This window comes from Dickeya sp. MK7, assembly GCF_000406305.1.
Taxonomy (GTDB): domain Bacteria; phylum Pseudomonadota; class Gammaproteobacteria; order Enterobacterales; family Enterobacteriaceae; genus Dickeya; species Dickeya fangzhongdai.
This window is the reverse complement of the sequence record NZ_CM001984.1, coordinates 721,157-734,030: the sequence shown is the minus strand read 5'-3', so window position 1 is coordinate 734,030 and position 12,874 is coordinate 721,157. Positions and strand designations below refer to the sequence as shown.

Annotated in this window: 11 protein-coding genes; 1 reads left to right on the top strand and 10 read right to left on the bottom strand. The window is 55.9% G+C overall.

Going from position 1 to position 12,874, the window contains the following annotated elements:
- Positions 1-37 precede the first annotated feature (37 nt).
- Both DXXMK7_RS03425 and DXXMK7_RS03420 read right to left on the bottom strand, forming a co-directional pair.
- Entirely contained in the window at positions 38-586 is a 549-nt protein-coding gene (locus tag DXXMK7_RS03425) for a sugar transferase (RefSeq protein WP_038917867.1), read from the bottom strand.
- 9 nt (positions 587-595) lie between these two features.
- On the bottom strand, positions 596-1,570 hold the full coding sequence (locus DXXMK7_RS03420) for an NAD-dependent epimerase/dehydratase family protein (protein WP_038917865.1): 975 nt from the start codon (positions 1,568-1,570) through the stop codon (positions 596-598).
- A 155-nt stretch (positions 1,571-1,725) separates the two neighbouring features.
- Between DXXMK7_RS03420 and DXXMK7_RS03415 the strand changes: the two genes are divergently transcribed.
- A complete protein-coding gene (locus DXXMK7_RS03415; protein WP_038917864.1) occupies positions 1,726-3,627 on the top strand; it encodes a nucleoside-diphosphate sugar epimerase/dehydratase in 1,902 nt (633 codons plus the stop codon).
- 190 nt (positions 3,628-3,817) lie between these two features.
- Here the strand turns inward: DXXMK7_RS03415 and DXXMK7_RS03410 are convergent, their stop codons facing one another.
- The 8 genes from DXXMK7_RS03410 to DXXMK7_RS03380 all read right to left on the bottom strand — a co-directional run bounded on the left by DXXMK7_RS03410 (position 3,818) and on the right by DXXMK7_RS03380 (position 12,624).
- Positions 3,818-4,195, bottom strand: a complete 378-nt coding sequence (locus DXXMK7_RS03410) for a helix-turn-helix domain-containing protein (protein WP_038917863.1) — start codon at positions 4,193-4,195, stop codon at positions 3,818-3,820.
- Between the two features lie 230 nt (positions 4,196-4,425).
- Entirely contained in the window at positions 4,426-5,145 is a 720-nt protein-coding gene (locus DXXMK7_RS03405; protein WP_049842624.1) for a phosphatase PAP2 family protein, read from the bottom strand.
- A 149-nt stretch (positions 5,146-5,294) separates the two neighbouring features.
- A complete protein-coding gene (locus DXXMK7_RS22480; protein WP_127353471.1) occupies positions 5,295-5,519 on the bottom strand; it encodes a hypothetical protein in 225 nt (74 codons plus the stop codon).
- A gap of 137 nt (positions 5,520-5,656) precedes the next feature.
- Positions 5,657-6,235 carry a class I SAM-dependent methyltransferase gene (locus DXXMK7_RS03400; protein ID WP_038917862.1) on the bottom strand — a complete coding sequence of 193 codons (579 nt, stop codon included), beginning with the start codon at positions 6,233-6,235 and terminating at the stop codon, positions 5,657-5,659.
- Positions 6,236-6,310: 75 nt separating this feature from the next.
- Positions 6,311-7,735: a heavy metal sensor histidine kinase gene (locus tag DXXMK7_RS03395; protein WP_038917861.1), complete on the bottom strand. Its 1,425-nt coding sequence runs from the start codon at positions 7,733-7,735 to the stop codon at positions 6,311-6,313.
- The gene (locus tag DXXMK7_RS03390; protein ID WP_038917860.1) at positions 7,719-8,420 is read right to left on the bottom strand and encodes a heavy metal response regulator transcription factor; all 702 of its coding nucleotides are present in this window, start codon (positions 8,418-8,420) and stop codon (positions 7,719-7,721) included. The genes DXXMK7_RS03395 and DXXMK7_RS03390 overlap by 17 nt, the downstream gene beginning before the upstream one ends.
- On the bottom strand, positions 8,417-11,497 hold the full coding sequence (locus tag DXXMK7_RS03385) for an efflux RND transporter permease subunit (protein WP_038917859.1): 3,081 nt from the start codon (positions 11,495-11,497) through the stop codon (positions 8,417-8,419). Before DXXMK7_RS03385 ends, DXXMK7_RS03390 begins: the two co-directional genes overlap by 4 nt.
- The gene (locus DXXMK7_RS03380) at positions 11,497-12,624 is read right to left on the bottom strand and encodes an efflux RND transporter periplasmic adaptor subunit (RefSeq protein WP_038917858.1); all 1,128 of its coding nucleotides are present in this window, start codon (positions 12,622-12,624) and stop codon (positions 11,497-11,499) included. Before DXXMK7_RS03380 ends, DXXMK7_RS03385 begins: the two co-directional genes overlap by 1 nt.
- Positions 12,625-12,874: the final 250 nt, after the last annotated feature.

Here is a 12,874-nt window from a genome sequence, read left to right as displayed (position 1 = left end):
TTAGTTACGATGCCGGTTTGACCGGCATCGTTTTTTCTCACCGCACCCGATCGCCGGAACCTTTGCCGACCACCGTTTGCACCAGATAAGTGAAGTAATGTTTTACCGACAGGGTCTGAATCATGCGTTGATCCCACTCCGCCAGTTTCTGCGGCGTAGACATATCGATAGCGTTAACCTGCGCCAGCCCGGTAATCCCCGGCAACACATCAAATACGCCGCGCGCCTGACGTTCGGCAATCAGTTCCTGTTGGTTAAACAGACAAGGACGCGGCCCCACCAGGCTCATCTCCCCTCTCAACACATTAATAAACTGAGGCAACTCATCCAGCTTGGTTTTACGCAAAAACGCGCCTAATCGCGTCACGGCACTGCGGCTGGCGAGGTGCGTCGCCACTGACTCGGTCGTCACCGCCATCGTGCGGAACTTAATCAGGTTAAACGGGCGCTGATGTCGGCCGACCCGCTGCTGAATAAAAACCGGCGAACCGGTATCAAACAATCCCAACACATAAACAATCAGCATCACCGGCCACAGACACAGCAAGCCAATCAGCGCCAGTAATACATCCAGAACACGCAGCATAATAATCGGTCAACCTTTTTTGGATTCGGACTCGGAGACGCCGGACGTTTCCGACAGAAACGCCCGCGCCGTGATGGCAATCGCCTGATGATAAGGGACGGCGGGCTGCCAGCCAAGCCGTTGCCGGGTTTCGCGGATATCCACCTGCAGCGAACCCAGCAGGCGCTCCGCCACCGCGGATTTTCCCAGCAGGGCCGCGGCGCTTTTCAGTACCCACGGCGGCAGCGGCCAACAGCGGTTTTTCACCCCCAGCGCCGCCGCCATATCCGCCAGCAGATCGGCGGTGGAGACGTCGTGGTCGTCCGACGCCAGCCACACCCGCCCCGGAGCCTGCGGATGGCGCAGACTCAGCAGAATCAGGTCGGCCAGGTTGTCCACAAATACCAGACTGCGCTGGTTTTGAACCGCCGCCAGCGGCAGCGGCACGCCTTTGCTGGTCCAGTTCATCATCGCCCGGAAATTGGCTTTGACGCCCGGTCCATATACCAGCGGCGGGCGAATAATCACCACCTCAAGACCGGTTTCCTGCGCCAGACGCATCAGCGCCTGCTCCGCCTCGTATTTGCTCACGCCGTAAGGATCAGCGGGCGGTACCGCCACATCGGGCTGAAAAGGCCGGCCAGGCTGAGTGGTTTCGCCATTCACCTTGATGGAACTCAGAAAGACAAACCGTTTAACGCCGGCTTCCGCGGCCTGCTGCGCCAGTCGCAACGTCCCCGCCACATTGGTTTCCCGATAAAGCGCCAATGCATCACCGCCGTCCTGCATCTGATGCACTCTGGCGGCGCAGTGTACCACCGCATCCACACCCTGCAGCGCCGGCGTCCAGTCGGTCGTGGCGGTCAGATTGGCGCGAATCATCGGGCTATCGGATACCTCTGCACGCTCGCTGCAATGCAGAACACAGGCGATGCCTTGCTCGCCCGCCAGCGCGACCAGCCGCTTCCCGATAAACCCACGGCTTCCCGTTACTAAGATTTTCAATATGGTTACCTTCCGCAGGAAAATACCTGATAATACCTTGGTACCCGCTATACCAGAAATTGAGATTCTCACAGCTGGTCAAGACGTTGTCGGACCACTAAAATGTCCGCCTAATTTACTCCAATTGTCGTCTCACACAGACATTCAGGCCCCAGATGTTTAAACCCATTCCATTTTTGCTAAGTACTGAGCGTAGAAACAAACGCATCATGACGGTGCTCTATGATGCGATAGCCATTGTAGTTTCACTTTATCTGGCCGTCGCCGTTCGTTTGGGCACCTTGGATTTTCCTGTGGGTTACGCTGAAATCGCCAGCGTCCTGATCACGTTGTCCATCACGCTTTTGGTATTTATTCGCTGCGGTATGTACAGGGCCGTGCTGCGTTACATGATGCTGCCGGCAATGGGGTATGTTTTTCTGTCGGTGATTCTGTCGGCCATCAGCCTGGCGCTGAGTAGTTTCTTTTTTCAGTCGTTTGTGCCGCGCAGCGTCCCTTTTATCTACGCCGGACTGGCGACGCTGGCGCTGGGCAGCCCTCGCGTACTCATTCGCACGTTTTATTACCACTATTACAAACGTCAGAAGCCAAATGTCTTTATCTATGGCGCGGGAGCAACCGGGCGTGACCTGCTTTATTCCCTGATCCAGGGAGACGAGTTTCATCCGGTGGTGGTGCTTGATGATGACGAAAAAAAGATTGGTCAAATCATCTGCGGCATCAAGGTGCATCACAGTAGCGAATTCGAAAAACTGAAACCGTTATATCAACCGGTAAAACTGCTGCTGGCGATTAATAACATCAAAAAAGGCCAGCGATTGAGATTGCTGGAAAAATTGTCGCACTGGCCGATTGAAGTGCAATCCGTACCCTCGGTCGAAGACATTGCCGCCGGAAAGGCTGTTGCGACAGAAATACGGGATTTGGACGTGGCGGACTTGCTGGGACGTGAAGCGGTAGGCCCCGACAAGCAGCTGATGTCTAAAAACATTACCGGCAAATCGGTCATGGTTACCGGGGCTGGCGGTTCCATCGGCTCAGAGCTCTGCCGCCAGATTCTGACGCAGCACCCCCGCACGCTGGTGCTGTTTGAACTGAATGAATACAACCTCTATACCATCGACCAGGAGCTTCAGGGCATCAAGAAACGTTTGCTGCTTGATACCAAAATCGTTGCCGCACTGGGGTCGGTGCAAAAGCAAAACCGGATCCAGAAGCTGATGCGGGCCCATCAGGTAGAAACCATTTATCATGCCGCGGCTTACAAGCATGTGCCGTTGGTGGAAGACAATGTCATCGAAGGTATCCGCAATAATGTCTTCGGCACGCTGGCCTGCGCCGAAGCCGCAATAGAGGAAGGGGTGCGCAACTTCACCCTGATTTCGACCGACAAAGCGGTGCGCCCCACCAACATCATGGGGACCAGTAAGCGAATGGCAGAACTGATTCTGCAAGCGCTGGCGGAACGGCAAAGCCAGACGACCTTCACCATGGTCCGTTTCGGCAACGTATTAGGTTCCTCTGGCTCTGTCGTTCCGCTGTTTAAAAAACAGATTCGTCAGGGAGGCCCGGTTACGGTAACCCATCCGGACATTACCCGTTATTTCATGCTGATACCTGAAGCGGCGCAACTCGTTATACAGGCAGGCGCGATGGGGATTAACGGCCAGGTTTTTGTTCTGGATATGGGGGAGCCGGTTAAAATCCTCGATTTAGCGCGCAGAATGATCAACCTGATGGGAATGAAAGGGTGCATCGAAGGCTATGGCGAAGATGGCGATATCGTTATTAAATTCACGGGATTACGCCCGGGAGAAAAGCTCTACGAGGAATTGTTGATTGGCGAAAATGTAGAAGGCACCAGCCACCCCAGAATCATGACCGCGCAGGAAGAAAGACTGAGCTGGCAGGAAATGGAACAACTGTTACAAAAGCTCGACAAGAGTTGCCATGATTATGATGTCGGCGACATCAAGGAGATATTGCTGGAAGCGCCAACGGGATATACACCCATCGCCAATAATAATATTGCGAATAATAAAGAGCGGAAGGATTAACGGGTATGATTAATGGCCGGGGCCGACCTCATACCGCGGCTTTTTAATAACCCCCGTCCGTAAATCGCTGAGATTGCCTGTTCCCGATACATTGCATGTATCACGACAGGCATCATCGCCTTTTCAAAAGGCCAGTCGGATTAAACCGCAGCCCTCATCGTCGGATAGAGAAGCGCTACCGATTAAACGATTATGCCGCCGTGGAAGCCGAATTAAGCTCGTCGTAGCGCTGCTGGGCGAGCATGACTTCATCAATATTGCTCTCTGCCCAGTGGGTCAGTTCGTGTACGGTCTTGACCAGCGTCTTACCCAGCGAGGTAATCGAATACTCCACCGTCACCGGCACCGTGGCGAACACCTGCCGACGGATCATGCCATCGCGCTCCAGATGCTTCAGCGTCTGCGACAACACCTTCTGCGATACGCCTTCAATGTCACGTCTTAATTGATTAAATCGTACCGGCTCGCACGCCAGACGATCCAGAATCAACAGCGACCACTTATTGGACAAACGATCCAGCACCACGCGCGCCGGACAGGTTTTGCTGTAGACATTGAATTCAGGCATCTTGTTACCTCTGCTCCATCTGCTGCCGTTGATGAGTTTCTATTTCATACCTGCATAACCATACTGCATTTTGTTTCCTTTTGGGAGCTGGTTTATTTTTGAAACTGTTAATAGCATGTCGCGTTGTTCAGGCACCTCAAGGTATGCGGCACATACGGTTATGCCGCGCTCAGCCAGTGACTGATCTGAACCGGTCTATCCGATGGATACCCCGTCGATGCGCGGGTCGTTCAAACCGGAACCGTACGGTTGATCATCTTGATCGAAGGATACGTCAGGATCAGAGCCAGCCCTGTCGATCCAAGCAAGTCGACCGGCCAGTGCATACCAAGCAGGAGACGGCTTGCCAGCACGCCGGCGGCCCAGGCGATCAGCGCCACCGCGCCGATAAAACGCCGCCGCGGCCACAGTAACCCGACCCCGAGCATGGCCCAGGCGGCGGCGAAAATAGAGTGACCGGAAGGAAATGAATAGCTGGTTTGCTCCGCCCAGTGGGCTTTTTGCCAGACAGGCATCGTGGCATGGTCCTGAAGGCCGTCAAATACGATGCGGCGGCGTTTATCGGTATCCAGATTGTAGAAACGGTGAATTTCCGCTGGCTGGTTGTGGCTTAACCACGCCACAAACGGCCGCGGCTCCTGTACGCATCGCTTCAGTACGCCAACGGACACTTGTCCCAGCAAAATGGGCGCGATAATCAACAAAGCGCATCGCCAGACGAGCGTCTTCGCGGGTTTTAACACCCATAGTAGCGCGCCCAGTAAAAACAGCGCCGTGATAATACCGAACGGATTACTCACCGTTTGCGTCAGAAAATAAAAAAAGGCCAGCAGCCGGGACGGCGCATCCGGATTCCACTGCCAGCCCGTCATCCATGCGATACAGGGCACCGCCAATAACGCAGCCAGGCAAACGCCTATTCCGGTGAATACTTTCGGTTGTTTTTTCATTACGCGAACATCTCTTTTTTTAGCGTACTATCAGCCGCTGTTGAAATACGATAAAACACCTGTTCCGGGCAGTATCACGTCGCCGGAGTCAGGATTTATCCGCTGTTATTGATTAGCAATAACAAAGGGGGTTCTGTTTATTTCTCACCTTATTTATCGGTAGATAACCGATGGGGAAAGTCATTATTTCCCGTTGAGTTTTTATTAATATCGAACGGATGATTTTCGGGTGTCGTATCCGTATGGGGATACCAGGCCGCCGGAGAAAGTATCCATGTATTTCCCACTTTATTTACACTCGCCTGGGCAGGGCTTTGCTCGATAAGAAAAAACGACGCCGCCGCCAGCATTATGTATAAAATATTTACTTTCATCCGACCTCCTCGCTACAGGACTAAAAAAACCGATATTCTCCGCCTGCCGGGATAATATATCGCCGCAGGCGATGTGAGGCTGTACGGAAACAGCACGGCGATATCGTATCGAACACAGGGAACAGCAAAGAAATGCGTTATTCTTCCCGCAGCGTACAGACGTAGACCAGCGCGGGCGGAACGTTTTTCACCACGACAATCCGTTGCCAGTTAAAATAATGCGACAATAATTTCTCCGACAGCGGACTATATTGAAACTGAACAAACGTACTGTGCGGCGCCATACATTTACGAATCTGATTCAGAATGCGCACGGTAATTCTGGTGGGCATCGACAACAGCGGCAGGCAGGAAAAAACAATATCATAACGATTAATGAGTGTTTCTGCCGATGCAGCGACGACATTCAGCCGTTTATCTCCAATCTTTTGTAGCTGATTAACGAACCCCGGATTAATTTCATACGCATCCAGCACCGCGTCGGCGCGCATTCGCTCAAGAATGCCTTTGGTCAATACGCCGTTCGCCGCGCCAAGTTCGGCGATAGAAAGATTCGTGCACCAGTCCACCTGGTTCATCATCGCGCGGCACAGCGTGGCGGATGACGGAATAACGGAGCCTACCGAGCGCGGCGCGGCAATAAACTGCCGGACATATGAAAAATAATTTTTCAGTTGAGCGCGAGACAACGCGGTGTTTTGCCTATTCTGAATCATAGTCTGAACCAGCCTCCTGTATGATAATAGGGTCTATTATCAGTGCGTCATGATGACCCAGGCTCAACGCATAAATTACAATTTTGTCAGGTTGGCGATGTCTTCCTTGCGCGTCGGCAGCACCAGCGTAAAACAACTTCCCTTCCCTTCCTCGCTCGCCACCTGGATTTTGCCGCCGTGCATCTCGGCGATGGTTTTCACCAGCGCCAGCCCTAAGCCGGTGTTTTCCGCGTTGCTGCGGGCGTCATCCACCCGATAGAAACGGTCGAAGATATGCGGCAAATGATCCGCGCTGATGCCTTCGCCGTTATCAATAACGCTCAGACAGGCCTTGCCGTTGTAGTTCACCGCGCTCAACAAAATCCTCCCGCCGGGCGGCGTATGGCGCAGCGCATTGGACAGCAGATTCGCCAGCGCGCGCTGCAAATGAATGGGATCGGCATAGAAAACGACGTCGCCTTCGCTCGACAAGTCGATATTCTTTTCTTCCGCGAGAATATCGTAGAAATTGATCAACCGGGCGAATTCGGTTGCGCTGTTCAGCTGTTCCACGTTGAGCGGCTCGCGGCTGTTATCCGCACGAGCCAGAAACAACATGGATGAAATCATGCGCGACAGCCGCTCCCCTTCCTCCACAATCGCCGCCAGCGTTTCGCGGTACTCATCCTGACTGCGCGCCTTGCTTTGCGTCACGCTCGCCGCCGAAATCAAATTGTTGATTGGGCCGCGCAACTCATGGGCGATATCCGATGAAAAGCGGCTCAACTGCTTAAACGATGCCTCCAGGCGGGTCATCATGCCGTCGAACGAGGCGGCCAGCGTATTCAACTCCGACGGCCAGCGCTGTGTGGACAGGCGGGTGTGCAAATCTTCCGCGTGGATATGTTCGATTTCCCGGCTCATCGTCCGCAGCGGCAGCAGCCCTTTGCGGGCCAGCCAGTAGCCAATGGCGGAGAAAATGACGATGGACAGCGCCGCGGCAATCTGCATGCGCTTCCAGTAATCCTCAATGATTTCATTGTTTTTTGAGACGTTCAACGCCGCCTGCACCAGCCACGGCTGGTTATCCTTGAGGACAAAATCGGTCGAGGCGATCAGGTATTTTTCGCTGGCTTCGTGCGCGCGATAGCGCCACGCGCTGTAGCGAAACTCGCTGGATGGCGCGGGAAAATCCTGCTGCGGAACGCGCATATTTTTCGACTGCGCCCAGACTTTGCCGTCCGGGCTGATGATCCTGAGCGAAAGGCGTTCCTGACGGGCGACGAACTCGAACAGCTCCTGCTGCCAAAGGTCTTTCGGCCCCTGACGTTCGCTGATGGTAGCGGCGATTTCCTGCTGAAAGCGCAGCGTACTGCGCAGTTCATCTTCATCCTTCTGGCTAAGCTGGTTGCGCATCGTGGAGTACAGCAGCCCCGAAACGCTGTACAGCACCAGACTCATGGCGAGGGAAAAATAAAGCGTCAGCCTCAGGGTGATCGGAAAATTACGCGGTATCAGCATCGTTTCTCACTTCCAGTACATATCCGGCGCCGCGGATAGTGTGCAGCAGTTTGATCTCATAGCCATCGTCGATTTTGCTGCGCAGCCGGCGAATCGCCACGTCAATGACGTTCGTTTCAGGGTCAAAATTCATGTCCCAGACCTGCTCCGCCAGCACGGTGCGCGACAGCACTTCGCCGCTGCGGCGCATCAGCAGGCTCAACAGCAAAAACTCTTTTTGCGTCAGCTCGATGCGTTTTCCGCCGCGCGACACGCGATGTTTAAGGAAATCCAGCTGCAAGTTGCTGATTTGCAGAACGGATTCCTCCACCGCCGGCGCATGTACCGCCTGCCGCCGCATAATGACACGCACCCGCGCCAACAGCTCGCTAAAGGAAAAGGGTTTGATCAGATAATCTTCCGCGCCCAATTCCAGACCACGCACCCGGTCTTCCACCTCGTCGCGCGCCGTCAGGAACATGACGGGGGTCAGTTTCCCGGCCTGACGCGCCAGCTCCAGGATCTTCCAGCCGTTCATACCGGGCAGCATGACGTCGAGGATCGCCAGATCATAATCGTTGGTCAGCAGATAGTGCAGGCCATCCACGCCATCGTGAGCGACATCGACCACAAAATCATTCTCCTTGAGCCCTTTGGAGATGTAATCCGCCGCCATGGTTTGGTCTTCTACCAGCAATAGTCTCATTGTTCCTCCACCTGATGCGCCATCGTCGCCATTTCAACGTTTGGCCGATCAAACAGCAGATACAGAACGGGGGTAATAAACAGCGTAATCAACTGCGAGAACAGCAACCCGCCTACCACCGCCACGCCCATCGGCTGACGCAGCTCGGCCCCGGCGCCCCAGCCAAAGGCAATGGGCAGCGCCCCCATCATGGCGCACAGCGTCGTCATCATGATCGGCCGAAAGCGCTGCATGCACGCCTGTATAATGGCGTCATGGGGCGACAGACCCCGCGTCCGCTGTGCGACAAGAGCGAAATCGATCATCATGATGGCGTTCTTTTTTACGATGCCAATCAGCAACAGAATGCCGATCATGGCGATAAACGTCAGATCCAGATTCAGCAGCCGCAACGCCAGCAGCGCGCCCACCGCGGCGGACGGCAACCCCAGCAGGATAGTCAGCGGATGGATCCAGCTTTCATACAATACGCCCAGAATGACGTAAATCACCGCCAGCGCCATCACAATCAGCCAGACCTGACTGGTCTGGGACTGCTGGTAGAGCGCCGCCTGCCCCGCGTAGCTGCCGATAACCGAATTAGGCATCTGGATAGCCTGCTGTACCTGCGCGATCGCGTTGGTGGCGTCGGAAAGCGATTTCCCGGGCGCCAGATCGAACGAAACGGTGATCGCCGGAAGCTGCCCCTGGTGGTTTACCGCCGTCACCCCCTGTGAACGCGTGATGTGGGTAAAGGTCGTCACCGGCAGCAAGGTGTTCGCCGACGAGCGGACATAGATTTTCGACAGGTCGCTTTCATTCTGCCTAAAGGCGCTGTTCACCTCCATGATGACCTGATAACTGTCTTCCGGCGCGTAAATGGTCGATGCCTGCTGCGTCCCGAAGGCGGCGTACAGGTTGCTGCGGATCTGATCGATATCCACGCCCATCAGCGACGCTTTGTTGCGGTCAATCTGCAACTGCGCCTGCAAACCGTTCAGCTGCGCGTCGCTGTTCACGCCCACGAAAACGCCGGTTTTTTTCATTCCGTCCATCAGCCTGTTCGCCCAGTCATTTAACGATAGTCCATCGCCGCTGTTCACCGACTGTAGCGTGTACTGGTAGTTGCTTTTTGACGAACGCCCGCCGACTTTCAGGTTCTGCACCGGGCTGTAAAACACGGTAATCCCCGGCAGATAGCGCGTTTCGGCGCGCATTTTCTGCAACACCTGCGCCATCGGCGGCCGCTGCGCGCTGTCTTTTAGCGTCAGCATCAGTTGCGTGGTGTCATGGTCGACTTTGGTCACCATATCGCTGACGGCCAGGTCCTGTAGCAGGGTATTGCCCAACTGCTGCGCCACCTTCAACCGCCCTTCGTAGGACATATCCTGCGGCGTATCAATATTCGCCGTCACCTGGCCGAGATCTTCCTGCGGAAAAAAACCTTTGGGCGCACTCCAGTACAGTAAAACGCTGAGTAATACCGTCGCCAGCGCGGTGAGCACCATCACCCAGCGATGCCCGATGGCCCAGTCGAGCGCGTTACCATACCCGCGGCGCAGGGATTCAAACCCGCGTTCAAATAGCTGGCTCCAGGCCGGCTCCGGCGCCGGATGTTCCTGATGCTTGATCAGCATCGGCACCAGCAGCGGAATCACCGTCAGCGACGCCGCCGCCGACACCAGTATCGCCAGCGACACCACCCAGGCGAATTCATGGAACAGTAGCCCCAACGTGCCGGGCATAAAGAAAATGGGGATAAACACCGCCACCAGCGACAGCGAAATCGACACCACGGTAAACGCCACCTCTCTGACCCCGAGCAGCGCCGCCCGCCAGGGCGACTCGCCCTCCTCCATGTAGCGCATGATGTTCTCCAGCACCACAATGGCGTCGTCAACCACCAGCCCCACGGCAATCGTCAGCCCCATCAGCGAGATATTGTCGAGGCTCATCCCGAGCAGGTACATCAGCGCAAAAGCGCCCAGCAGGGACACCGGCACGCTGAGCGCCGGGATCAGCGTGGCGCGGAAATGGCGCAAGAAAAGCAGAATAACCAGCACCACCAACGCGATGGTCAGCATCAGGGTGAGATTCACATCATGAATCGCCTGACGAATCGAGACTGAACGATCGTTCAGCAGCTTCATTTGTACCGACGGCGGCATCTGCGCCTGCAATTTGGGCAGCAGTTGGTTGATGGCGTCGAGCGTCGCCACGATGTTCGCCCCCGGCTGGCGGTTGATGCTCAATACAATCGCGGTATGCCCGTTGACCGCGCTATAGCTTAGGGCATTTTCGATGCTGTCCTGCACGCTGGCGACATCCGACAGCCGTACCGGCTGCCCGTTACGCGTAGCGATAATCACGTTGGCGAAATCCGCCGCCTTCATCAGATCGCCGCGGGTTTGCAGCATCATCATCTGACGCTTGCCGTCCAGCTCGCCGATGGGCGAATTCGCATTGGCGGCCTTCAGCGCCGTCTGCACTTCAGACAACGTCATATCGGTCGCCGCCAGCCTGTCGGGGTCGATTTCCACCCGCACCGCATAGCGTTTCTGGCCGATCACATTCACCTCCGCCACACCTTTAATGGTCGATAGCGCGGGGGAAATCAGGTTATCGGTGAAACGGTTGAGATCGGAAAGCGTCATGGATGGCGAGTCGATGCCAATCGCCGCGATGGGCGCGTCCGCCGGGTTCACCTTGCGAAACGAGGGCGGCGTCGTCATCTGCGACGGCAGCTTTTTCATCGTCTGGTAGAGCGCCGACTGCACGTCAACGGCGGCCGCGTCGATGTTCACGGACGGGTCGAACTCCAGCACGATGGTGGTCGCCCCCTGCAAACTGGTCGAGGTCAGCATCGACAAACCGGGGATCGTGGACAGGTTCTTCTCCAGCGGCGTGGCGACCGACGACGCCATCGTTTCCGGGCTGGCTCCGGAAAGCGATGCGCTCACCCTGATGGTGGGCATATCAAACGACGGCAACGCCGCCACGGGCAGTTTCGTCCAGCAGATGACCCCGGTGACGATCACCGACAGCCATAGCAGCATCACGGCAATGGGGCGGGACAGGCACAGTTCGGCGAGTTTCATCAGTTCTGCCCTGCCGCATCTTTTTTCGCCACGGCGACTTTCATACCGGGACGCAAATTGTTGGCGCCCTCAATCACCACATCGGTCCCCTGCGATATGCCGTCCACCACGGCCATCTGCTGCTGGATGCGCAACAGGTTCACCGGCTGCATCACCGCCTGACGTTGTTTATCGACGAGATAGACGAAATGCCCGTCCGGGCCGTTCTGAATCGCCTGCGGCGGCAGCACGACCACGTTTTCCGCGCCCGCGTCAATGTTGACCGCCTGATACGCGCCCGGCCACAGCAGATTACCGGCGTTGCTAAACCGCGCCTTCAGCGCGATGGTGCCGGACTCGGTGCTGACGGTGTTATTAATAAAATCCAATATGCCTTCCACCGCCTGCCCTTTGGCGTTATTCACCCATACCCGTACCGGCCCTTGCGCCTGCGCGGCCAGCACCGGGTTGAGATCTTTTTCCGGCAGCGTAAAAGAGACGCCAATCGGGTCGAACTGGCTGACGGTGACAAGGGGAAGCGAACTGCCGGGTTGCACCAGGCTGCCCGGATGAACGTTCAGCGCGCCGGTTTTGCCGTTAACCGGCGCGTAAATGCGCGTGTAACCAAGCTGCGCCTGCGCGCTGCGAATATCGTCCCGCGCCGCGTTGAACTGCGCGTCATACTGTTGTCGCGCGCTTTGCAGCGCGTCCCAGTCGGACGCCGAGATATAATTCTGCGCTTTCAGCGCCCGTCCGCGGTTTAGATCCCGCTGCGCTTTATCCAGCAGCGAGCGTGATTCCGCCTGCGACGCCACCGCCCGGTGCAAGGCCGTCTGCTGCGTGTTGTCATCCAGCGTGAACAGCAGTTGTCCCTGATGCACCACATCCCCTTCTTTGAACTCCACCGATTTTACGGTTCCGGTAATCTGCGACTGGATATCGACCTGATTTAGCGAGACGACATGCCCCTGCGTGGCGAGCGTCAGCGGCAGCGATTTGACCTGCGCCGGCACCAGGCTCACCAGCGGAGCGGGCGCGCTGTGCGGAGTGGCGGAAACGGCGCTTTGGCGGGAATACAGAAAATAGAGAATAACGGCGCCAACCATCAGGCTGGCAACGATAAACGGCCTTGAGCGTAATAATTTCATGGCAATGAACACCCGGAAAGAAATAGCTCAAGTCTACCCACCGCCAACCGACAGAAATGCGCTGCCCAGATGACAATTTTGTCATCTCAGTCGTGAGGACAGGATATGCCTACTGTTGTAGGGGCGGTCCAAATGTGGAAAATAATAGCCAGTTGCTGGAGGCGAGCATTACGCTTGCACAAGCCCATGGCGTCTCGAGAAGAGACAAGAGCATTAAAAACGCGGATGATCTGGACGCTTTTATGATGGC

Excerpts from the sequence above, each read along its gene's own strand:
- DXXMK7_RS03390 (WP_038917860.1), bottom strand. The coding sequence starts at position 8,420 with ATGAGACTATTGCTGGTAGAAGACCAAACCATGGCGGCGGATTACATC.
- DXXMK7_RS03415 (WP_038917864.1), top strand. The coding sequence starts at position 1,726 with ATGTTTAAACCCATTCCATTTTTGCTAAGTACTGAGCGTAGAAACAAA.
- DXXMK7_RS03405 (WP_049842624.1), bottom strand. The coding sequence starts at position 5,145 with ATGAAAAAACAACCGAAAGTATTCACCGGAATAGGCGTTTGCCTGGCT.
- DXXMK7_RS03395 (WP_038917861.1), bottom strand. The coding sequence starts at position 7,735 with ATGCTGATACCGCGTAATTTTCCGATCACCCTGAGGCTGACGCTTTAT.
- DXXMK7_RS03425 (WP_038917867.1), bottom strand. The coding sequence starts at position 586 with ATGCTGCGTGTTCTGGATGTATTACTGGCGCTGATTGGCTTGCTGTGT.
- DXXMK7_RS03385 (WP_038917859.1), bottom strand. The coding sequence starts at position 11,497 with ATGAAACTCGCCGAACTGTGCCTGTCCCGCCCCATTGCCGTGATGCTG.
- DXXMK7_RS03400 (WP_038917862.1), bottom strand. The coding sequence starts at position 6,235 with ATGATTCAGAATAGGCAAAACACCGCGTTGTCTCGCGCTCAACTGAAA.
- DXXMK7_RS03380 (WP_038917858.1), bottom strand. The coding sequence starts at position 12,624 with ATGAAATTATTACGCTCAAGGCCGTTTATCGTTGCCAGCCTGATGGTT.
- DXXMK7_RS22480 (WP_127353471.1), bottom strand. The coding sequence starts at position 5,519 with ATGAAAGTAAATATTTTATACATAATGCTGGCGGCGGCGTCGTTTTTT.
- DXXMK7_RS03410 (WP_038917863.1), bottom strand. The coding sequence starts at position 4,195 with ATGCCTGAATTCAATGTCTACAGCAAAACCTGTCCGGCGCGCGTGGTG.